This window comes from Marinobacter sp. 1_MG-2023 (genome assembly GCF_030549045.1).
Classification (GTDB): domain Bacteria; phylum Pseudomonadota; class Gammaproteobacteria; order Pseudomonadales; family Oleiphilaceae; genus Marinobacter.
The window spans coordinates 1-19566 of the sequence record NZ_JAUOST010000006.1; the positions used below are offsets into that span (position 1 = coordinate 1).

General features: G+C 51.8%; 23 protein-coding genes and 1 pseudogene. 6 read left to right on the forward strand and 18 right to left on the reverse strand.

All coding sequences use genetic code 11. The features are described from left to right. Positions 1 to 121 precede the first annotated feature (121 nt). Entirely contained in the window at positions 122 to 748 is a 627-nt protein-coding gene (locus Q4606_RS14200) for a hypothetical protein (protein ID WP_303607934.1), read from the reverse strand. A gap of 1008 nt (positions 749 to 1756) precedes the next feature. Continuing rightward, complete coding sequence (locus tag Q4606_RS14205) at positions 1757 to 1987, reverse strand: cysteine-rich CWC family protein (protein WP_303595913.1); 231 nt, start codon at positions 1985 to 1987, stop codon at positions 1757 to 1759. A 161-nt stretch (positions 1988 to 2148) separates the two neighbouring features. Here Q4606_RS14205 and Q4606_RS14210 point away from each other — a divergent pair, with 161 nt between their 5' ends. Beyond that, on the forward strand, positions 2149 to 2289 hold the full coding sequence (locus Q4606_RS14210) for a hypothetical protein (RefSeq protein ID WP_303595912.1): 141 nt from the start codon (positions 2149 to 2151) through the stop codon (positions 2287 to 2289). Between the two features lie 98 nt (positions 2290 to 2387). On the opposite strand, the gene Q4606_RS14215 is transcribed toward Q4606_RS14210, so the two are convergent. Further along, positions 2388 to 3353, reverse strand: a complete 966-nt coding sequence (locus tag Q4606_RS14215; RefSeq protein ID WP_303595911.1) for a LysR family transcriptional regulator — start codon at positions 3351 to 3353, stop codon at positions 2388 to 2390. Positions 3354 to 3492: 139 nt separating this feature from the next. After that, positions 3493 to 3816: a thioredoxin gene (trxA, locus tag Q4606_RS14220; protein ID WP_303607935.1), complete on the reverse strand. Its 324-nt coding sequence runs from the start codon at positions 3814 to 3816 to the stop codon at positions 3493 to 3495. Between the two features lie 271 nt (positions 3817 to 4087). Here trxA and Q4606_RS14225 point away from each other — a divergent pair, with 271 nt between their 5' ends. Further along, complete coding sequence (locus tag Q4606_RS14225; RefSeq protein ID WP_303595909.1) at positions 4088 to 4339, forward strand: hypothetical protein; 252 nt, start codon at positions 4088 to 4090, stop codon at positions 4337 to 4339. Between the two features lie 114 nt (positions 4340 to 4453). On the opposite strand, the gene Q4606_RS14230 is transcribed toward Q4606_RS14225, so the two are convergent. Beyond that, on the reverse strand, positions 4454 to 5038 hold the full coding sequence (locus Q4606_RS14230; protein WP_303607936.1) for a 2-hydroxychromene-2-carboxylate isomerase: 585 nt from the start codon (positions 5036 to 5038) through the stop codon (positions 4454 to 4456). Between the two features lie 30 nt (positions 5039 to 5068). After that, positions 5069 to 5800 carry an SDR family NAD(P)-dependent oxidoreductase gene (locus Q4606_RS14235; protein ID WP_303595907.1) on the reverse strand — a complete coding sequence of 244 codons (732 nt, stop codon included), beginning with the start codon at positions 5798 to 5800 and terminating at the stop codon, positions 5069 to 5071. 76 nt (positions 5801 to 5876) lie between these two features. Between Q4606_RS14235 and Q4606_RS14240 the strand changes: the two genes are divergently transcribed. Further along, positions 5877 to 6779: a LysR family transcriptional regulator gene (locus tag Q4606_RS14240; RefSeq protein ID WP_303607937.1), complete on the forward strand. Its 903-nt coding sequence runs from the start codon at positions 5877 to 5879 to the stop codon at positions 6777 to 6779. A 180-nt stretch (positions 6780 to 6959) separates the two neighbouring features. Here Q4606_RS14240 and Q4606_RS14245 read toward each other — a convergent pair whose 3' ends face one another. Beyond that, on the reverse strand, positions 6960 to 7865 hold the full coding sequence (locus Q4606_RS14245) for a LysR family transcriptional regulator (protein ID WP_303607938.1): 906 nt from the start codon (positions 7863 to 7865) through the stop codon (positions 6960 to 6962). A 118-nt stretch (positions 7866 to 7983) separates the two neighbouring features. On the opposite strand from Q4606_RS14245, the gene Q4606_RS14250 reads away from it, so the two are divergent. Beyond that, the gene (locus Q4606_RS14250) at positions 7984 to 8970 is read left to right on the forward strand and encodes a zinc-dependent alcohol dehydrogenase family protein (protein ID WP_303607939.1); all 987 of its coding nucleotides are present in this window, start codon (positions 7984 to 7986) and stop codon (positions 8968 to 8970) included. A 26-nt stretch (positions 8971 to 8996) separates the two neighbouring features. Then, entirely contained in the window at positions 8997 to 9809 is an 813-nt protein-coding gene (locus Q4606_RS14255; RefSeq protein WP_303607940.1) for an SDR family NAD(P)-dependent oxidoreductase, read from the forward strand. Between the two features lie 80 nt (positions 9810 to 9889). Here the strand turns inward: Q4606_RS14255 and Q4606_RS14260 are convergent, their stop codons facing one another. The 5 genes from Q4606_RS14260 to Q4606_RS14280 form a co-directional block, all read right to left on the reverse strand. Then, a complete protein-coding gene (locus Q4606_RS14260; RefSeq protein ID WP_303595902.1) occupies positions 9890 to 10144 on the reverse strand; it encodes a hypothetical protein in 255 nt (84 codons plus the stop codon). Positions 10145 to 10335: 191 nt separating this feature from the next. Further along, positions 10336 to 10896, reverse strand: coding sequence for a hypothetical protein (locus Q4606_RS14265; RefSeq protein ID WP_303607941.1), 561 nt, complete (start codon positions 10894 to 10896; stop codon positions 10336 to 10338). Continuing rightward, the gene (locus Q4606_RS14270; RefSeq protein ID WP_303607942.1) at positions 10893 to 12299 is read right to left on the reverse strand and encodes a MipA/OmpV family protein; all 1407 of its coding nucleotides are present in this window, start codon (positions 12297 to 12299) and stop codon (positions 10893 to 10895) included. Before Q4606_RS14270 ends, Q4606_RS14265 begins: the two co-directional genes overlap by 4 nt. 24 nt (positions 12300 to 12323) lie before the next feature. Continuing rightward, entirely contained in the window at positions 12324 to 13058 is a 735-nt protein-coding gene (locus Q4606_RS14275) for a hypothetical protein (protein ID WP_303607943.1), read from the reverse strand. A 65-nt stretch (positions 13059 to 13123) separates the two neighbouring features. After that, complete coding sequence (locus Q4606_RS14280; protein ID WP_303607944.1) at positions 13124 to 13732, reverse strand: hypothetical protein; 609 nt, start codon at positions 13730 to 13732, stop codon at positions 13124 to 13126. A gap of 343 nt (positions 13733 to 14075) precedes the next feature. Here Q4606_RS14280 and Q4606_RS14285 point away from each other — a divergent pair. Beyond that, positions 14076 to 14165: pseudogene (locus Q4606_RS14285) on the forward strand (hypothetical protein); the annotation flags it as partial. A gap of 29 nt (positions 14166 to 14194) precedes the next feature. Here the strand turns inward: Q4606_RS14285 and Q4606_RS14290 are convergent. From Q4606_RS14290 to Q4606_RS14315, 6 genes are all read right to left on the reverse strand, one after another. Continuing rightward, complete coding sequence (locus Q4606_RS14290) at positions 14195 to 14605, reverse strand: ACT domain-containing protein (RefSeq protein WP_303595897.1); 411 nt, start codon at positions 14603 to 14605, stop codon at positions 14195 to 14197. Between the two features lie 172 nt (positions 14606 to 14777). Then, positions 14778 to 15704 carry a branched-chain amino acid ABC transporter permease gene (locus Q4606_RS14295; RefSeq protein ID WP_303595896.1) on the reverse strand — a complete coding sequence of 309 codons (927 nt, stop codon included), beginning with the start codon at positions 15702 to 15704 and terminating at the stop codon, positions 14778 to 14780. A gap of 49 nt (positions 15705 to 15753) precedes the next feature. Next, positions 15754 to 16641, reverse strand: a complete 888-nt coding sequence (locus tag Q4606_RS14300; RefSeq protein WP_303595895.1) for a branched-chain amino acid ABC transporter permease — start codon at positions 16639 to 16641, stop codon at positions 15754 to 15756. Positions 16642 to 16733: 92 nt separating this feature from the next. Continuing rightward, positions 16734 to 17948: an ABC transporter substrate-binding protein gene (locus tag Q4606_RS14305; protein WP_303607945.1), complete on the reverse strand. Its 1215-nt coding sequence runs from the start codon at positions 17946 to 17948 to the stop codon at positions 16734 to 16736. A gap of 64 nt (positions 17949 to 18012) precedes the next feature. After that, positions 18013 to 18741, reverse strand: coding sequence for an ABC transporter ATP-binding protein (locus Q4606_RS14310; protein ID WP_303607946.1), 729 nt, complete (start codon positions 18739 to 18741; stop codon positions 18013 to 18015). Beyond that, positions 18738 to 19547 (reverse strand): ABC transporter ATP-binding protein, encoded by an 810-nt coding sequence (locus Q4606_RS14315; RefSeq protein ID WP_303607947.1) that lies wholly within the window; start codon positions 19545 to 19547, stop codon positions 18738 to 18740. The genes Q4606_RS14310 and Q4606_RS14315 overlap by 4 nt, the downstream gene beginning before the upstream one ends. Positions 19548 to 19566: the final 19 nt, after the last annotated feature.

Sequence of the window (19566 nt, forward strand, 5' to 3'; positions counted from 1 at the left end):
TTGTGGGTGTGCCCCATGACAGGCCCCCTTTAGTGTCCGGTAAATGACCGTCCACTAAAGCGGTGCAAGATCAGCGCGCCTGCGCGTCACATTGCAGGCGTTTGTTATGTTTTCGATCCTCCTATGCTTCATTTACGAAATCTAGAAATATTTTACATCCTTCGTAGAAATGAATACGCATCTGAATCGAGCTCCTTAACGTGACAACTTGGTACTTGAACACGGACGGATTCTCGCCGAAGAAGACGACATCTCGAAACATATGATCGATTTCTTTGATGGCCTGCAATCGCTCAGACTCTTCCTGAGAATTCGACGGACGTGCAGCAAACTCCGGAATGAAAGAGATATCTCCTTCCCACTTCTTTGAAAAGTGCAAAAAGTAGAGAGCACAAGCAAAGTGGATAATGAAAGAATCCATTCGTTGAGTCTCTATTTCATGGCCAAATTTTTCATCCACTCTCACCGCCCTTGCAGCAAATCTGGCGATTATGCTGGGGTTTCTTTGATTTTGGCGCCTGATCTGATTGCAATAATGATTCCTTCCGACCTCATTAATTGCTTCTAAACTAGTAACCACGTTTAAGAAGTACTCGTCGTCCTTTGACTTTGTTGAGTTGTGCAGCTCGCATGAAGGGACTGTCTGCAACTCTTTTCTGAGATCTTGCCCAGCACCCAGATCCTTTGCCTTTGGGAAAAAACAACGTGGGGGAACATGCTCGCGGCCAACGGCTGGCGCGGCACACATGTAGCAAGTTTCCTCAGTATACTTATTCAACATTAGTCATCCGAAAGAGAAACATAACGCCGAAGCACAGCGGCGACCTTGGAGTGGCGACGAAGGAGCCACGTAAAGGGCGTCCGGCGGCCATCGGCCGCGAACTGCTGCGCCTTGTTATATCTTGGCGACCACAGCTAGATTGCGCGGTCCTTGTATTTAACAACAAACTCACGAGCCTCTTCCAAAGTATCTGGATATGGCACGGTGTCATGGTGCCCATTTCCAACACGGATTTTCTGGAAGCGAAACCCATGCTCAAACAGGAACCGTATCTTGGCCCATTGCTTTTTATCTGACCTTTTTGGGGCTTTAAAATGGCGACCAAAGTTGTGAGCAGGTCCGCCACAGTCTGGGCAAGTCAGTGTCAATGGACATTCCTCTGCCAAATTGAACTCACGCTTGAACGACTTGCAGCATGAAAGGCAGGCAAAAGCCATGTTGTACGGAGTAGGCATACTGCTCACCAAAAGATATAACAGCTTATTAGTTTGCATTCTTATTAAACCCCAACACCATCGCCCCGTCCAACACTACTTCAAAACCCGAATAAGCTTGATTTTTCAAAGCATTACTTTGCTATCTCAGAGGACTTTCGAGATCCTAATCTTGTAAAAGGTGTGCACGCGGGATATTTGTGCACGTTTTTGCAAGTTAAATCCAGAGGGGCGAAATTTTCCCATGCCGAAACAGATACCTACAGAAATGCTTTGTGAAAAATGTGCAGAGCCGTGCACACTAAACCGCAGGAATTTTGGCGCTTTTGAATGTTTTTCATTATACCCCCACTTTAGCGACAGGCCGTTTCACCATCGAGATTCACCGGTCGCAACCGGGTCGATCGAACGTTTCTGAATTTTGGAAATCGTGGTGTCAGAGAGGCGCTGGAGGAAAAAATGGGCGGAATATGGGCGGTTCTCGAATGTCCGCTTTTGTTTAGGAGCTTCCCTTCGGATGGGTGCCTTCTGTAGTGGTTGCCTAGCCGGTGAATGGAACATCTGCCGGCTTACCCAGGTCGCCGTTTCCTGCAGCACACCGGGGGCAAAGACAGACTTTGTTGGCCTTTTCTGCAGGCACCCGAGCCAAGGCGTGTTTGCTCACGGTTGCATTGAAACACCAGCATGGCGCGGCCACGTCTGCAGTGGTAGCACGCGCGCACTGATTGTCACCGCCACAAAGTGGGCAAAAACAGGCGGGAGTCTGCTCCATGTTTATCTTCTCCATATCAAGTTACCGACTGGCATCACTGGAAATGATGTGACGTATACCGCATAGGAATTTTTTGTTCGCTTCACAAACAACGAGAATCACTACCAAGCCAATCGGGTGAAATTGTTTTTCTCAATCCTTTCCAAAAGTGGAATCGTTATATGAAAGCTATCAACAAGTTCCTGTTCGTTTTTTCAATTCTTGCCTTCTCTGTACTTGCACAGGCAGAAGGTGTAAGCCAGGAAGATATTGAGCGTGGAAACAATCCGTCTTCTGTCACTGATTCTGGAACAGGTCATTAATTAGCCGGCTCCGGAGCCAATGGGTTAAGAGCTCCTTCACCCATTGGCAACAAAATCCAGACTGGTTCACGCCTACCTGGCTATGACTTGGCCGCTGATTAATCTGACTTTTGCTCGGCAACCAAATTTCTCGATCGGCCACACGGAGAGTTCGTCATGACGTCATGCCAGCGTTCCTGAAGAAGCCTTTCGATTTGATCCCGCATCCAGATGACCCCTGGGTCCCGGTCGTGGCGGGCATGCCAGATAAGGTAGAGACTGGTTGGATCAACGTCGAACGGCAGATCACCCATCCACAAATCATTCACGAAACCGCAATCCTGGCTGATTATTTCCGGAATGGCCGCTATCAGATTTGTTTCTTTTAATATTTCGGGAACACCAGAGAAATGATTGGTGGTGGCCGCAATGCGGCGACTCTTCCCTTTCTGGTCCAGATAGTTGTCTACGAAACCGTGAGCGTCTCCGGACATGCTCACCAGCAGATGACGGGCATCCAGAAACTCCTCCATGGTTATTTGCCTACCGGCGAGTGGATGATCTGCTCTCATCGCCAGTGCATACCCTCCGTCAAACAACCAGCTGCTGCGAAGACTGTGATCGTGGTGATTCAACATCCCAACTGCGAGATCAACATGGGCTTCACGTAAAGCATCTCTAGTACCTTCCGGTGTGTACGGCACAGCATGAAGGTCAATGCCCGGGGCCTCATGTTCAAGTAGCTCAAGCAATTGACGCCAGATCAACTCAACAATTACGTCGGTCGCCGCGACCCGGAACTTCCTTCGAGAAGCCAAGGGATCAAACTGGGTGGCATGTACAGCATTTGTCAGGGCGAACATTGGCCCTCCAACCTGATCCCAAAGGCTTCTTGCGTATGAGGTTGGCTCAATATTCCGCCCCTTTCGCACGAAAAGAGGGTCATTCCAGATATGTCTCATCCTGGAAATTGCGTTGGAGACCGCTGGCTGGGTCATCGCAAGCCTGTCGGCTGCACGGGTGACTGAACGCTCCGTCATGATCGCGTCAAAGATATAGAGCAACTGAAGCTCTTGGGTTTTCATGGCTAAAGTACCTTGGCAAGAAGAGCCGTGTTCAGTCTGACCGGTAAAAGTTACCGTCGCAACCAGGTTAAACCGACGTGTTGAATTCCAGGCAGACCAAAATGAAAAGCCTCCGAACGCGGAGACTTTTCAAAGACGGCTATAAGTGCCCTTTCACAAAACTTCGAAGCTGGCCCAGGCTACCGGCACCGGTCTGCTGCGCCACTACATCGCCATCGCGGAAAAGTACCAGCGTTGGAATGCCTCGAATTTTCATCCTCGCAGTCATTTCAGGACTGTCGTCCACATTTACCTTGACGACAGTTAGCTGATTTTCGAATTCGCCGGCAATTTCCTCAAGAAGCGGCGCCACAGTTTTGCATGGGCCGCACCATGGTGCCCAGAAGTCGACCAGAACTGTCTTTTCATTCCTTTCGACTACTTCGCCAAAGTTCGCGTCAGTTACATGAACAATATCCGTCATCTGTATACTCCGGTTATGGGTTGGTTCTCATCAAAATGCACCGGATTGAACGTGATAACTAATACGCTACAGATATAGTTTGTATTTCCCTGAGTGATACCCCAACTAATTCACCAAAGGCTTTGGCAACTCATCACACGAAATGATGTGTCGCATATTGTTTCAGAATTATCGCCCCACGCTCGTTAAACCCATACTTCTCCCATCTGATATCGAGTCGGTTTTCTACATCGGTATGAGCGTTAACCCATCGAACTTTGGAGAATATGTTATGCGTAAATTTGTACTGATTGCTCTTGCTTCTGTTTTTGCGGCCGCGGCCTTACCAGCAAATGCTACCTTGGCAGACCGGAAATCAGACGAGCGGAACTTCGAGCACGTTCAACCTGCACCATACAGCGGTCAGGTCGTCATTCGCGGTGAAATCCAGGGCCGGGACTCAAAGCGAGATGCTGCCGAACCCGCTCCGTACAGTGGCCAGGTCGTAATTCGTGGTGAGCTAAGGTCTGAAATCCACGGTTGAGTTTTAGGATTGGTTATCTATAGAGCGTCGCCGCAGAGGCTGAATAGCGCCTGCGGCGTAATTCCCCGTGAACACGTTAAAAACCGGCATCTCAGCTAAACGGTATGGGGCGAATTATTCAAGCGCCCTCAATACCCAGTCCAGCCTATCCTGTCCAAAGTGCATTTCATCATTAACGAAAAAGGTTGGAGCTCCGAATACGCCCCGGCTAACCGCATCATCCGTGGCTTCAATCAGCGCGCTTTTAATCTCGGGCAGTGCCATCGCCTCCATCACTTCGTCCGCATCAAAACCTGCTCTGATAAGCGTATCCCTCAGAACCTCGCGAGATGAGAGGTCTTTACCCTCGCCCCATGCAGCAGAGAACATGGCATGGTTGTAGTCTTCAATTCGATCCACGGATAACGCCCAAAGTGCGCCACGCATCGCGTTTACGGTACTGAAAATGAAGTGCGGGTTTTGCTGGAATGGAATGCCATAATAATCAGCGTGGCGCTGAAAATCGGCCTTGATCCACTCCCATTTCGCCGGAATGGTGACAGGAGACGTGTTGCCCGTGGCCTTGAAGACCCCTCCAAGCAGGATCGGTTTGTAATTGATATGGGCGCCGGTACCTTCAGTGAATTTCGATAACCGCATATACGCAAAATATGACGAAAGGCTTATGAAATCATAATAGAAATCGATGCGCTTACTCATGGTGCATACCTATCTTGAGTTGGTAGTGAATTACCAGGATTCGGAGAAAGGCCGGGCGTCCTGCTCGAATGTCCAGGCCGAACGGGGCTGCTTATGGAGCTGCCAATAGATTTCCGCAAGGTCGTCGGGCTCGATAATGCCCCCCTCTCCTTTACTGGCATAAAGATCAGGCAGAAATTCGGCGGTGGCCTCATTGCGTATGAGCCCGTCAACAATCACATGGCCAACGTGAATACCTTGTGGCCCCATCTCCCGGGCCATGCTCTGTGCCAGCGCCCGCAAGGCGTGCTTACCTCCGGCAAACGCGGCGAATCCACGCCCTCCCCTCAGGCTCGCGGATGCTCCTGTGAACAGGATGGTTCCCTCGCTACGGGGCAGCATTTTTTTTGCTACCTCCCGCCCAACCAAAAACCCTGCCAGTGCACACATTTCCCAGACCTTTCGGTAAATCCGGGCGGTTGTGTCGCAGACATCAAACTGAACGTTTCCACCAACATTGAATACAGCGACCCTTATCGGGCCCAGTTCGGATTCCACCCGTTCAATCAATTCGCTGACTTGGTCTTCATCCCGCGCATCCGAATGAATCGTGGTTGCACTCGATCCGAGGGCAGTGATTTCGGTACTGAGCGCCTGCAAATCTCCACGTCGACGGGTCACGACCAGGTGAAAGCCCTCCCTCGCGAAACGACGGGCAATTGCGCCTCCCAAGTGATCTCCAGCTCCGATCACTAACGCGACTGGCTTGTCTGTGTTGCCCATTCTTATCTCCTGATTGCGTCAAAGAACTGGTAACAGCCTAGACCAGCACTTAGCATAGATAAAATCGATTGTTTAAATGCAAACCACAAGCAATGGTTATTATATGGAGCTACAACAACTGCGTTTGTTTCTGGCAGCTGCCGAAACACAGAGCTTTACTCGAGGTGCAAAGAGAGCCTTTGTTTCGCAGCCGGCGCTATCAGCGTCGATCGCGAAACTGGAGGGGGAGCTGGGAGTCCGACTTTTTACACGGAACAAACGCAGCGTTGTATTAACGCCTGCAGGAAAAACCCTGCTCAAACGAGCAACGCAGATAGTAAATGAATGCAATAAAGCCCGGGATGAGCTAAAAAACCATGGCCAGTTAAGGATGCTGCGAATAGGCGTTGTGAACACATTGTCTATCGCCAACATAGCCCGTCTGATTGAGCCTTATCGACGTGAGAATTCCAGCCTGAAGCTACAGGTATTCGACGCCTCAAGCGAAGAAATGGAACGACTAATGGAGTCAGGCCGGATTGATCTGTCACTAACCATAATTCCGGAACGATCTGAAAAAAGAAGGCATGTCAGCTATTCAAAGCGTCTGTTTTCGGAGTCTTATAAAGTGGCTATGGCGGCCAATCACCATCTGAGTGAATCGCCTACATTATGTCTTGCCGACTTGGAGACGGAACCCTTTGTCTCTCGCTCTCACTGCGAATACCGCCACATGTTGAAAGCGGTAATGAAAACAGCTGGCGTGCGATTGAATGTTGCGTATATCACCAACCAGGACGACCGGGCGCTTTCCTTGGTGGAACAGGGGGCAGGCATTGCCATAGTTCCAGAGCACTACGAATCGCTGAATATCGTTAAACGCCCAGTTACCGAGCTGTCAGCGACGCGATCCATTGGTTTTGAATGGGGTGAAAGCGAGAATCAACATGAAATCGACCGATTCATCACGTTTGCGTCAACGGTCAGGTGGCCGGAATAGGCTTTAGCATTTTCCGAGGTGCTCCACTGTATATCATTCGAATCGAAAGGCAGACCAGGGCCAGCTCCATGAGGGATAAAAACATGGGTTGGACACTATTACCAGGCGGGCTATACGTGCTCTTCTCGCCTGATCGGCGGTTACCCCTTAGTAAGTGAAAGGTGTCTGATAATGTCAGCCTCACGTCATCCAGGGTGGTTTCTGGCCAATTCGCTCCACCAGAAAATCTATAAAAACCCGAACTTTTGCGCTTAATGCGTTGGACTTGGGGTACACCAGCCAAAGGGCCGGCTCCGCGCCCATCCGGTAGTCTGGAAGCACTCTTACAAGAGATCCCTCAGAAAGTTCTTGATGAACACTCCAAAGTGAGTGGATCGCAACCCCCGCCCCCGCCATGGTCGCGATCTTGTAACTCGAACCATCGTCAATGATCAGGCGATTCTGCGAGCCACGAGGGTTGAACTGCCCCTTTTCTCCCTTTGGGCCTGCCAGCGTTATCGTGGCCTGGGATTTAAAAGCAATTAATTGATGGGAGTGTAAATCAACGGGATGCTCCGGAGTTCCCCATTTCGCCAGATAATCTGAAGAAGCACAGAAAACACGCACATCGTCAGCCAGTTGCCGTGCTTTCAGGTTGCTATCCGGCAATACGGAATCTCTCAGTGCCAAGTCGAAACTGCCCTGTATGAGGTCTAGTTCCATATCCGACAATCGCAGATCCAGATTGATACCCGGGTACTTTTCCAAAAACGCCGGTACCAGCGGCACAATGTATTGCTGAGCGAAGGTACTGGAGGCCGTAAATCGCAGGGTTCCGGACACATGCTCATTGCCAAAACCCATCGCGGCCATAGCCGCGTTCTCCTGTGCCAGGATTTCCCTGGCAAAGGGCAGGAATTCCGCGCCTTCAGTTGATAGCGCCACCTTTCGTGTGGAACGGTGCAGCAGGTCAGCGCCGACGGCTTTTTCAAGCTTGGCCAACCGTGCACTCGCGACGGCTGGCGGCATCCCCAATTCCCGGCCGGCGGCACTAATGTTGAGCTTATCCGCTGCCAACACAAACAGTTTTATTCCCTCGGTGTCCACGCTTTATATCCATTTTACGAATTCTGAATACCATTATTGGTCATTTATCTCGTTTTCGCGACCACTTAACCTATTCAGCACACACTTGGACAACCCAAATACGAATTGGAGACAGACGATGAAAGCAATGGTCCTCAAGCAGTACGGCGCTCAGGCTGCGTTTGAGCAAGCGGATATGGCTGCACCCGAGGCGCGTGCAGGCCAGGTAATCGTGCGTGTTGCGGCAACGAGCATCAATACCGTCGACACCATGATTCGCCAGATGGGTAAAGATCTTCCCCTATCCCCGGACCTTCCGGCAGTCCTCGGCATGGACTTCGCTGGAACTATCGAAGCGATTGGCGAAGGCGTGACCGGTTTTGCTCGCGGTGACGAAGTCTACGGATGTGCGGGGGGCCTTGCCGATCTGCAGGGCGCACTTGCCGAGTTCATGCCCGCTGACGCACGGCTGATTGCACATAAGCCAAAGAGCCTGACGATGCGCGAAGCAGCCGCCTTGCCATTAGTTGGCATCACTGCATTTGAGGGCCTGCAAAGAGCCGGTGTGAAGGCCGGTCAAAATGTGTTGGTGCACGGTGGAACAGGTGGCGTGGGCCATGTCGCGGTTCAGCTGGCCAAACACTTTGGTGCCACTGTGTATTCAACGGCTTCCGGTGAAAAGGCATTCGACATCGTCAAAAGCTACGGCGCAACGCCGATCGATTACAAGACTGAAACCGTTGCAGACTATGTGGAGGCTCACACCTCAGGTGTCGGCTTTGATGTGGTTTTCGATTCGGTCGGTGGCGGCAACATGACCAACAGCTTTGATGCTGCAGCCCTCAATGGCCATGTGAGCACAACCGTAGCCCTGGTTGAACTGGACCTGACCCCGGCTCATTTCAAAGGCCTGTCGATTCACGTAGTCTTCATGCTGATTCCGATGCTGCACGACCATCACCGGGAAGCGCACGGGAAGATTCTGGCTCAACTGGCGCAGATTGTAGATCAGGGCGGCGTAAAGCCACTTCTGGATGAACAGGCTTTCAGCCTATCTGAAGTAGGCAAGGCCTATGATCGTCTGACCAGCGGTCAGGCCATCGGTAAGGTTGTCGTGGAGATCTAACAAATTTCGGCGTAAGGACTAAAACCATGACCAAGAAAATTCTGATCACCGGCGCCACTGATGGCATCGGGCTTGAAACTGCAAAGCGTCTCTATTCAGAGGGCCACACCTTGCTGTTGCACGGAAGGAGCGCAGAGAAGCTGACAGCGACAGAAAGAATGTTGGCAAACAGCACAGGCACGGGACTGATCTACACCTATAAAGCGGACCTATCGCGCCGGGCTGAAGTGCATTCACTGGCAGACGCCATCAACAAAGAGCATGAGCAGTTGGATGTAATCATCAACAACGCAGGCGTGATGCGTGTTCCCGAAACCGTCACCCAGGACGGACTGGATGTCCGGTTTGAGGTGAATACGATCGCCCCGTACCTGCTGACAAAACGCCTTCTACCAATTATGGGCCCAACTTCACGGGTGATTAACCTGTCGTCTGCGGCACAGGCCCCAGTAGAGATGGACGCTCTTCGGGGGAAAATACGGCTTCGGGACGACATGTCGGCCTATGCTCAAAGCAAGTTGGCACTCACCATGTGGAACAATGCACTGGCTGCCTCACTTGGCAGCCGAGGCCCAGTATTCGTTGCAGTCAATCCGGGGTCGTTATTGGCATCGAAGATGGTCAAAGAAGGTTTCGGAATCGCAGGAAAAAGCCTGTCGATTGGTGCCGATGTACTCACCCGAGCTGCGCTTTCAGACGAGTTTGCCAATGCGTCAGGCTATTATTTTGACAACGACAAAGGTCAATTCGGCCCTCCCCATCCAGATGCCCTGAATGATCAGAAGTGCTCTGAGGTTGTAGCCGTTATCGAGGAGCTGATTGGCAACGCAAAGTCCTGAAATATGCAGTTTAGGCAACCACTAATGCCGTATTTCGGTAATAAACGGCATTGACCAGCTCCCGAACGGGAGGCCCACCTTTACTCGACGAATCCAGCTTTATTGCAATGGGCCCGGAATTCCAGTTTGCTGATTCGATCATCTCCGTCAGCATCTGTGATCTGCAAAAATCGTAGTCCGAGGTCAAAGTCTGTCTTGAGTGGTCGCTCTTTACTGTCGTCTGGAACAGGGCCACACGCCAGACCCTCGGTGATTCCGCATTGGCGCAAATAGATCAATTCGGATTTATCTATGTATTCATTCCCATTACGATCCGCACATTTGAACTGTGCCATTGTTGCTCCAGCAGCCGCTTTGGCAGTCCCAGTCTGCGCAGAGGACTCAGTTGTAGTGCACCCGGACGCGCTTATCCCCGCGGTGACGATCAGTGTAGCTAGCAGTCGCGTTTTCATTGGAAGGATCTCCGATAGGTTCAGGGTTAATATTGTTTTTCGATACCTTTAACGATTGCAGAAGCCTGCGCCCGTTAGTCTATGTTAAGTGGAAAAAGATGATAGCTGTGTAGCCCAACACTGGCTTCGATTAAAAGCCCACCATCAATTAGAGTAAAAAGAGCAACGCCTTTATTATAAGAAGGATTATAGCTCGCGCCCCACAGTACCACCGTCGCGTTGGCCTGACCGGCAAACTGGAAAGTCCTATTCCTGAATAGCGCGACGTCTCTTGCATCTTTCAGGAACAATATCTGTTGGTACACCTGAAAGCCAAGGTCAGCTCCCGCCAGAAACTGCCAGTGCCAGACGATGTCCGTGGCAGCGCCATCCTCGACTAACCAACCTTTACCGACGGCACCTCCGAACCCTGTTCCTGCGCGAAAATTATTGGGCAGGATTACAATGGCCTCAGCGTTATCGAAGTAGTAATCCAGCTCGGGAATGATACGAAAATCCGAAAAAGCGTTTTCAAGTTCGGTCTGAAACCCGGTGGTCAACTTGCTACTATCGCCATTATCAGGTGAGGAAGCGCAAGCACTGAGCAGAAAAGTCAGCAGAAATCCTATGGTTTTGGGCAGGCGCGACAGGCTCATCGTTTGCACTCCAGGTGACCGGCAACGACATCTGAACCTCCGGATACATTACCCAGGATATCCGAGGTCGCGAAAATGCCTGAACGATGAATCAACGTGATTCCTGCATAGCAATTACGGACGCTTTTAGCCTCTATGAAATTGCGCAAAGGAACGTCCACCTGCGCCTCAAGGTAGTTGAGAAAATGCGACGTATACCGCCCTTTCCTCTCTTGCTTTATTTGCTCCACCATCGGTATTCGTTCTGCATAGTCAAAACCAAAGCCAAAGCCATAGCGAAATACCTCACGCTGGCTCCAGGGTGAGTAACCCGTCCCCATGGCCATCACATAAGCGCTGTAGTCCCAGAAATTTTCCTGCATACCATTCTCGAAGCGACGGTTCATCGAAACTTTGCCCCAGAAATCGAGAACATCTCCATCCGAAAGCAGCTTGCCCAGAGTCAAACCGGCCAGGTAGGCATCTACATCTTTGCTGCGGCTCAAGTCACCGCGGTGAGATTTGTGGAAGGTGCCCTCAGCCTGATATCCAGTCTGAATGCGCCAGGACCAGTCCTTCACTGACCAGTTGGAAGGGCTACTCTGATCGAACACATTGCCAAATTCATAATGGAACCCAAGGAACGCCATATAGATCTGGTCTTCGTCAACCAGCGGACTGTTCCTGATCTCCTTGTCCAGTTGCTCCCAGCTCAGGTTTGCAAAAACATGCCAACCTTCAAAAACACGATAAGAGCTGTTCAAACCCAAGCGAGTCAGGTAAACGGCCTCCGGGTGATAGTCAGGCAAATCACTTCTGGATTCTCCAGCGCTTACACCATAGTAGTAATCTACCAGCTCCTCGCTTTGGTAAATCAGACTGATATAAGGCGTAATACGCAAACGGTCGTAATCCAATAACTGGCGATAAGTCAGATCAGTAACGTAGCCATTGTGGTGGCCCTGGATGTCGTTCAGCAGGTTCACGGAAAATTCATGGGTACCCCAAAGACGATTTAACGCGAGACCACCTTCCAACGTCTGGCTGCGCTTCTCCACCGTCCGGTAAAAGTCACTGGTTTCCGGTTCAAGCCGGTCAAAGCGATATTGCACAACGGCATCAACACGGAAGCTGTCGTCCCATAGATGCAGGCCTGCCCGAGTACCATGTGAGAACAGGTACTCACCTTCATAAAGGTACAGTGGCACCCTGTCCGCGTTGTTCTCATTCTCTAGACTGGAGAGTGACTCAACACCCCGGTAAGGGCTCCGCCCGAAACGTAGGCCCGCACCAAGCCCCACTGTACCCGCAGGGGTATCCGCGAAAGGAATCTGAGTGACCTGGTTATCTGCTTCCAGAGAGGACGAAAGGAGTAGTCCGGCCGCAACGACGAAAAACCACTTCTTGGCCATGTGCTTTGCCATTCGCTTGTCGCCCCGCCAACCCTGTTACCTGACGGATAGGGCTTTAGTCAGCTGAAAGTCAATCAAGGTTCCAGGCGGGATAACCACCTGATTACCCCCACTCAAGACAGCGACTCCGGCGCCCACCTTTGCCCCTGTCCGGGCTCCACTGGACCCGTCGGCTAAAGCCCCGACCGCCGCACCTCGAGCCACCTTGCCCGCGGAGGACGCGCCTGTTGGAAGGGTTAGTGCGTTAATGCTGCTGGTCGAGATGGGGACAATAACCCCGTCCAACTTGACCCCGGTAATGGTGATAACCAGACTAGCTTTGCCTGCGGCCCGCCCCGATTTTTTGGCCTCAGTAACCTCTCCAAAGACCGCGCTGCCGGCCGGAGCGACGGTGGTGCCGTCTACCGATAATGCGCCTTCCAGCGAACCTGTAAACTTGTGACCACGGGAATGCTGTCCACTATTCAGGCTATCCACCAAACGCACAGTAAGCTGAGTGCCCGCAGGCACTATGGCGGAACTTCCGGTTGATGTTTTTTCCGCCGTCTCAGACGGGGCCGCTGGACTCACAGCCGCGCCCATATCAATCGCCTCGACATCCTCTGCTTTGAACGTCATGGTGATGCCGTCGGCATCAAACTCGATACTGTCCCCCTCACGACCAATAAACGTCCCCTCAACGGTCCTGCCATTTTTGAGCTGGATGGTATCTGCAAGACACAGGGTTGAAATGAAAAGGGTGGCGAAGGAAAACAAGAAAAAGCGTTGCATGAGATTATTCCTCAGTGAAACTCACCAAAAAGGGCTACCCGACGCCGCCCCTCCATTCCTGAATTTCAATTCGAGAAATTTGTTGTTTTTTCGGGCTTAACTGACACTGCCACTGCTTCGGTGTAGGTTACCAAAACCTGATCCCCGGCATTCACTGTCTTAAAATGGTCAGGATTCTTCACCAGAAGCTCGAATATTCGACCCTGTGGACCTTTCAGAGTAATCGTTCCCTTCCCAGGGCTGACAGCCACGACATCGGCAAGGGCCTGAATGACCTGCCCTGCCCCTCCAGAGGGTTTCACGCCTAATTCAGCGCTTGCCGCAGCGACGCCGATTGAGATGTCACTGTCATCGGAGCGGACTTTCTTCAAGGTCAGTGACAACGATTGGATATACTCAACATAGATTTCATCGTTCAGGCTGATCTGGTCGAAATTACGAATCCGCTCATCCGCAGCGACCTCAACGAAATCACCGTCAGCAAACTCGAGCATCAGTGTTCGGGTTGCTGTTTCGATTCCTTTAACGATTGCAGAGCCAGTGACGATGTTGGTTTCGGTTACGCTGCCAGCCCGGCTGTCGGTTATCGAATGCTCCTGCGGTGGGCTCTGCGCTAAAACAGGCCAGGACACGAAAGACAAAGCCAAACATTTGATCAACACTAAATGACGCATTGTGCTTTCCCTATTTTCAGTTAGCCGTTAATGACTTTTTGATCGCAACATGCGTAATGCAAAGCCCGCCAGCGACATTCTGCCGCTATTCGAAAAGTTAACAGCCTGCAGCAATGCAAGACATTGGCCTTTGGACCTAATGTTCTGCTCCGGTTTTTTAAACCAGTGTGGTGTTGGTACCCCTCATAAGTCACCCAGACCGGTTTTAGTGCCATCCAGAGTCAGAGAAATCCGATTGATCGACTGAAATACAAGGAATCGAGATCCTCACATGTGAAACGTGAAGATATGCCAACGCTGAGAGGAGAGGGCTACCGAGGGCGAAATGCTCAATGCCGTCGCAGGCTTGATCGATGCCGGGAACCTCAAGCGCGCCCACGCCCTGATTAAAACCTGCAGAGCGCAGGGCAAGATTGTATTGGAGGGTTTCTGAAATACGGGAGCTCAGGCGGCGTGACCGATTTAGCTGTTGGGCTCGTTCGCAAGATCCTTCAGTGCGGCCATGGCCTCATCGGCTCGATCGCTGGGTACAAACATGTGGTCGTGATAAAAGCCGGCGATTACATTTGTGGTGATTCCCCTCTCAGTAAGCAAGGTGGTTACAACCGACGTAAGCCCCAGTGCTTCGAGGCTGGAGTGGCCTTTAAGCGTGATGCGACGAAAGACTCTGTAGTAATCCAGGCCCTCATCTTTGGCCTGCTCCAGAGGAATTACCAGAGTAAGACCTTCCAGTTCCGCAATGCTGACTATGGGGTTGAGGCTTCCCAATTCGCCATACTTTGCTTCAGGAACCGTGCAGTAGACATAGGATTTTGAATCCAGCGCTGGCGAGAGTTGCTTGATCAAATCCTGGAGGAACTGTTTGCGCTTCATCTTTGGGTGTCCTTTAGCCAAATGGCATGGGTGTCGCTTTGCGAAATATCAAAATAGTCTGTTAAAGGATAGACAATTACGAACAATGACACCAACAAGTTACCGGAGAAGCCGCCTGAAAACCGACGCCCTACCCTTTGTTTTACGACCTTGAGTCACACCCTGCAGTTGATCAACTTGAATTTTTTCGAATCACCTTCTGTAGCTCGCCAACCAGACCATTCCGGAATGCCAGCACGCAAATAACAAAAACAACGCCCATCAATACATGGATGTAGTTTGCCAGAGGGCCAGAGGCAAGAAAGTTCTGCATTGAAACAATCGTTGCTGCACCGATAACCGGGCCCCAGATCGTGCCCATGCCGCCCAGCAGTGTCATCAGCACCACCTCACCCGACATAAACCAGTGAACGTCTGTGAGTGAGGCCAACTGGAAGACCAGTGCTTTGGTCGAACCGGCCAGACCGGCCAGTGTTGCCGAAAGCACGAAAGCCATCAGCTTGTACTGATTCACTTTATACCCCAGAGAAATGGCCCGGGGCTCGTTCTCGCGGATCGCCTTCATCACCTGGCCAAAGGGGCTGTGAACGGTGCGGTAGATGGTCAGAAAACCGATAATGAAGACCGCGAGAACAAAGTAATACATGGTGAGGTTGTCGGTCAGGTCGATCAGGCCGAACAGATTGCCGCGCGGGATCCCCTGAAGGCCATCTTCGCCGCCAGTGAACGGTGACTGCAAAAAGAAAAAGAACGCCAATTGGGCTAATGCCAGAGTAACCATGGCGAAATAGATGCCTTCGCGGCGTACCGCAAGTTTGCCGTAGATAAGGCCGATCAACGCGGACATAACAACGCCTGCAAGAATCCCGAGCTCCGGAGTCAGACCATAGGTAACCATCACATACCCGGTAACATAGGCCCCCGATCCCAGAAAAACAGCGTGGCCGAAAGAAAGCAGCCCGGCGAACCCGAGTAACAGGTTAAAGGCGCATGCGAATAGAGCGAAGCAAAGCACCTTCATGAGAAAAACAGGATAGAGAATAAATGGGGCGATCAGCGCGAGGCCCAGCAATACCAGGTTGAGTTTTTTGTTGTACATGTTTGTTACCTTAGAGCGAAACAGCGGCGAAAATGTAGCGCAGTGATTCCTACGCTTCCTTACCGAACAAGCCTGCCGGTTTGATTAGCAGCACCAATACCATCACCAGAAAGATCACGGTGTTGGAGGCCTCGGGGTAGAAGTATTTGGTAAGGCCTTCAACGATACCCATGGCCAGCCCGGTGATAATGGCGCCGCCAATGGAGCCCATTCCGCCGATAACGACGATTGCAAAAACCACGATGAGGATATTCGAACCCATATCGGGAGACACAGTGTAGATGGGAGCTGCCAGAACACCGGCTAGCCCTGCCAGGCCAACGCCGAAACCATAGGTCAAGGTGACCAGCAGCGGAACGTTGATACCAAAGGCCTGCATCAATTGAGCGTTTTCGGTCCCGGCACGCAGATAGGCACCAAGCCGGGTTTTCTCGATCATGAACCAGGTGCAGGCGCAGACCAGCAACGAGAAAACAATGATCCAGGCCCGGTAGTTGGGCAGGTACATGAATGGCAATCGTGTGCCGCCCTTCAGCGCTTCAGGCATTGCGTAGGACAGGCCGGATGACCCATACCAGTGGGTGAAGAGACCTTGTAGAATGAGGGCGATACCAAACGTCAGTAGCAAGCTGTAGAGGTGGTCTTCGTTGGCAATAGGACGAATCAGCGTACGCTCAATTACAATACCGAAGGCTCCGACAGCCAGAGGAACCAGTATCAGCGCCCACCAATAGCTGATCCCCAGGTAGTTCAGCGCTATCCAGGCGGCAAAAGCACCCAGCATATAGAGCGCGCCCTGAGAGAAATTAATGATCTTCAATAGCCCAAAGATGATCGCCAGGCCCAACGCGAGCAGCGCGTAAAAAGAGCCGTTGATCAGCCCGATCAGCAGTTGGCCAAACAGGGCAAAAAGATTGATATCAAAAAAAGTCGCCATAACCACACCCGAAAGTCTTTAGATAGAAGCAAGCGCTTCTTTTTCTTGTCGTTAGTCAGGGGTACGGGGCAGGCGCACCTGCCCCGGAACGGTTACTTCTGGTTCAGCGCGAATTCGCAGCCGCCATCTTCGAGCTTCAAGAAGGCGTCTTCACCCTTTATCACTTTCTCTATCGTAAAGATGTCGTTGGCATCACTACGCTCATCAGCATTCTTGATCCGAACCTGCAACATGTCGTGGACCATTCGGCCGTCTATACGCAGGTACCCGTTACGGGAAAAGAAATCCTCGACTGGCGTCTCCTTCATCTTGGCCATTACGGCATCAGAATCGTCAGTGCCAACCGCTTCGACAGCGTTCAGGTAGTGCATAACCGAGGAATAGGCGCCAGCCTGCGCCATGGAGGGGAGTTTGCCATCCATACGCGCCATATAGCGTTTGGACCACTCGCGGGTCTGCTCATCCATATCCCAGTAGAAACCTGTTGTAAGCTTCATGCCGCCGGCAATTTCAGGGTCCAGAGCCTGGGCGTTAGGGGTGAAAACCAGCAAACCGGCAACGTCGGCCATCTCTGTGAGACCGAATTCGGCGGCAGTTTTAAGGGCATTAACCATGTCACTGCCAGTATTGGCCAGTGCGATTACATCAGCGCCAGAAGACTGGGCTTGAAGGATGTAGGAAGAAAAATCGGAGGTTCCGAGAGGCGCACGTACGCCGCCGACTACTTCACCGCCGTTGGCTTCGATGACACCGGTAGCAACGGATTCCAGTGCATGACCAAAGCCATAGTCAGCGGTGACGAAAAACCATTTTTTTGCACCCCCGGCAACCATCGGTTGCACCGTACCATTTGCCAAGGACACTACATCGTAGCTCCAGTGCGCGTTATAGGGAGAGCATCCTGAGGTAGTAAAGGCGTGACTGGCAGGTGCAGCGATCAAAGTGATCTTTTTGGCATCGCTCATTATTTTGGTTACAGCTCCGGTTACAGAGCTGGCGACTGCCCCGCTAATAACGTCGACCTGTTCGTTCTCGATCCATTGGCGGGCAATCGTCGAGCCGATGTCAGGCTTGAGCTGGGTGTCAGCGCTGACAACTTCGATGGGCTTACCAAGAACTTTACCGCCGAAATCATCGACGGCCATCTGCACGGCCTCAATACTGCCCTGCCCGGTTATATCCGAGTACACGCCACCCATGTCTCCCAGAACGCCTATCTTGACCTTGTCATCAGAAAGACTGGCGTGGGACAGGCTGGCCGCGGTAATCAAAGCGGTAGTAGCAGCAGTTTTGAATATTCGTTTCATGGTTTTCTCCAGTGTCATTGTTTTTATTTCAGGGTGTACTTCGTGAATGAACGCCTACCGGGTTCTAAACGCCCAGGTAGGTATTCAAAAGTTCGGTCTTCTCTTCCAGTTCGTGGGCTTCGATTTCGGCTACCATATGACCGTGCTCCATCAGGTAGTGCCGGTCGGCAATCGGCGCCGCGAAGTGAAAGTTCTGTTCAACCAGAATGGTCGTCAAGCCTCGCTCTTTGAGCTTGGTCAGCACTTCAGCAAGCTTTTGAACAATCACCGGAGCGAGGCCTTCGGTGATCTCATCGAGGAGTAATATGTTTGCGCCGGTTCGCAGGATTCGGGCCATGGCAAGCATTTGCTGCTCACCACCTGAGAGTTTTGTCCCCTGGCTTTTCCGGCGCTCGGCCAGGTTCGGGAACATGTCGTAAATTTCCTCAACCGACATGCCTTCAGAACGCACCTTGGGGGGCAACATCAGGTTTTCCTCAACATTGAGGCTGGAAAAGATGCCACGCTCTTCGGGGCAGAAGCCTATCCCGAGGTGCGCAATCTTGTGGGCCGCCATGTTCAGGGTTTCCCGGCCGTTGATTACGATGGAACCCGTGCGTTTCCCCACCATGTTCATGATCGCCCTCAGGGTGGTGCTGCGCCCCGAACCGTTTCTTCCCAGCAGGGTCACCAATTCTCCCTGGTTAACCGTCATGTCGATGCCGTGGAGAATGTGGGACTCGCCATAGAAAGCGTGAAGGCCGTTTATCCGAAGCTTTTCGCGGTTGGATTCAACTTTCAGAGCAGTGCTCATATCGTGTCCTCCACCACGGGGATATGGCCTGAAGCGCCCTCACCTTCTTGTTCATCCTCCTGGACACCCATATAGGCTTCACGCACCCGAGGGTCGGCCGAAACTGTCTCGTAATTGCCTTCGGTGAGGATCGCGCCCCGCTGGAGCACGGTAATCGTATCGGAGAGGTCTGAGACCACGTTCAGGTTGTGCTCGACCATGAGGATGGTTCGGTTCTTGCCGACCTCTTTGATCAGTTCGGCAACCACGCTGATATCCTCGTGGCCCATGCCCTGAGTCGGTTCGTCCAGAAGCAGCAATTCAGGATCTAACGCGAGAGTGGTAGCTATCTCCAGCGAGCGTTTTCGGCCGTATGGCAGATCGACGGCCAGCGCCCTGGAGAACTCCCTCAGCCCAACTGAATCGAGCAGATCCAGTGCGCGGTCGTTGAGTTCATCCAGAATCTTTTCAGAGCGCCAGAAGGCGAAGCCATCATTACGTTTTTGCTGCAACGCCACCCGGACGTTTTCGAGTACCGTCAGATGAGGGAACACGGCTGAAATCTGGAAGGAGCGGACAACCCCCATTAGAGCGATGGAGGCGGAATCTTTCCCGGTTATATCCTGGCCGTTGTACAGCAACTTTCCCCGGGTAGGCGTCAGAAACTTGGTCAACAGGTTGAATACCGTGGTTTTGCCCGCGCCGTTGGGGCCGATCAAAGCATGGATGGTTCCACGCTCAATTTTCAGATTGACGTCGTCGACAGCGGTAAAACCTTTAAACTCTTTGACGAGACCTCTCGTCTCGAGAATCAGATCCTGGTTCATAGCTTTTCCTTGTTATTAT

Coding starts and splice junctions, on each gene's coding strand:
- Q4606_RS14290 (WP_303595897.1), bottom strand. CDS start 14,605: ATGAAGCGCAAACAGTTCCTCCAGGATTTGATCAAGCAACTCTCGCCA.
- Q4606_RS14200 (WP_303607934.1), bottom strand. CDS start 748: ATGTGTGCCGCGCCAGCCGTTGGCCGCGAGCATGTTCCCCCACGTTGT.
- Q4606_RS14315 (WP_303607947.1), bottom strand. CDS start 19,547: ATGAACCAGGATCTGATTCTCGAGACGAGAGGTCTCGTCAAAGAGTTT.
- Q4606_RS14205 (WP_303595913.1), bottom strand. CDS start 1,987: ATGGAGCAGACTCCCGCCTGTTTTTGCCCACTTTGTGGCGGTGACAAT.
- Q4606_RS14255 (WP_303607940.1), top strand. CDS start 8,997: ATGACCAAGAAAATTCTGATCACCGGCGCCACTGATGGCATCGGGCTT.
- Q4606_RS14260 (WP_303595902.1), bottom strand. CDS start 10,144: ATGGCACAGTTCAAATGTGCGGATCGTAATGGGAATGAATACATAGAT.
- Q4606_RS14300 (WP_303595895.1), bottom strand. CDS start 16,641: ATGGCGACTTTTTTTGATATCAATCTTTTTGCCCTGTTTGGCCAACTG.
- Q4606_RS14230 (WP_303607936.1), bottom strand. CDS start 5,038: ATGAGTAAGCGCATCGATTTCTATTATGATTTCATAAGCCTTTCGTCA.
- Q4606_RS14305 (WP_303607945.1), bottom strand. CDS start 17,948: ATGAAACGAATATTCAAAACTGCTGCTACTACCGCTTTGATTACCGCG.
- Q4606_RS14295 (WP_303595896.1), bottom strand. CDS start 15,704: ATGTACAACAAAAAACTCAACCTGGTATTGCTGGGCCTCGCGCTGATC.
- Q4606_RS14310 (WP_303607946.1), bottom strand. CDS start 18,741: ATGAGCACTGCTCTGAAAGTTGAATCCAACCGCGAAAAGCTTCGGATA.
- Q4606_RS14270 (WP_303607942.1), bottom strand. CDS start 12,299: ATGGCAAAGCACATGGCCAAGAAGTGGTTTTTCGTCGTTGCGGCCGGA.
- Q4606_RS14235 (WP_303595907.1), bottom strand. CDS start 5,800: ATGGGCAACACAGACAAGCCAGTCGCGTTAGTGATCGGAGCTGGAGAT.
- Q4606_RS14240 (WP_303607937.1), top strand. CDS start 5,877: ATGCAAACCACAAGCAATGGTTATTATATGGAGCTACAACAACTGCGT.
- Q4606_RS14225 (WP_303595909.1), top strand. CDS start 4,088: ATGCGTAAATTTGTACTGATTGCTCTTGCTTCTGTTTTTGCGGCCGCG.
- trxA (WP_303607935.1), bottom strand. CDS start 3,816: ATGACGGATATTGTTCATGTAACTGACGCGAACTTTGGCGAAGTAGTC.
- Q4606_RS14215 (WP_303595911.1), bottom strand. CDS start 3,353: ATGAAAACCCAAGAGCTTCAGTTGCTCTATATCTTTGACGCGATCATG.
- Q4606_RS14275 (WP_303607943.1), bottom strand. CDS start 13,058: ATGCAACGCTTTTTCTTGTTTTCCTTCGCCACCCTTTTCATTTCAACC.
- Q4606_RS14250 (WP_303607939.1), top strand. CDS start 7,984: ATGAAAGCAATGGTCCTCAAGCAGTACGGCGCTCAGGCTGCGTTTGAG.
- Q4606_RS14210 (WP_303595912.1), top strand. CDS start 2,149: ATGAAAGCTATCAACAAGTTCCTGTTCGTTTTTTCAATTCTTGCCTTC.
- Q4606_RS14280 (WP_303607944.1), bottom strand. CDS start 13,732: ATGCGTCATTTAGTGTTGATCAAATGTTTGGCTTTGTCTTTCGTGTCC.
- Q4606_RS14265 (WP_303607941.1), bottom strand. CDS start 10,896: ATGAGCCTGTCGCGCCTGCCCAAAACCATAGGATTTCTGCTGACTTTT.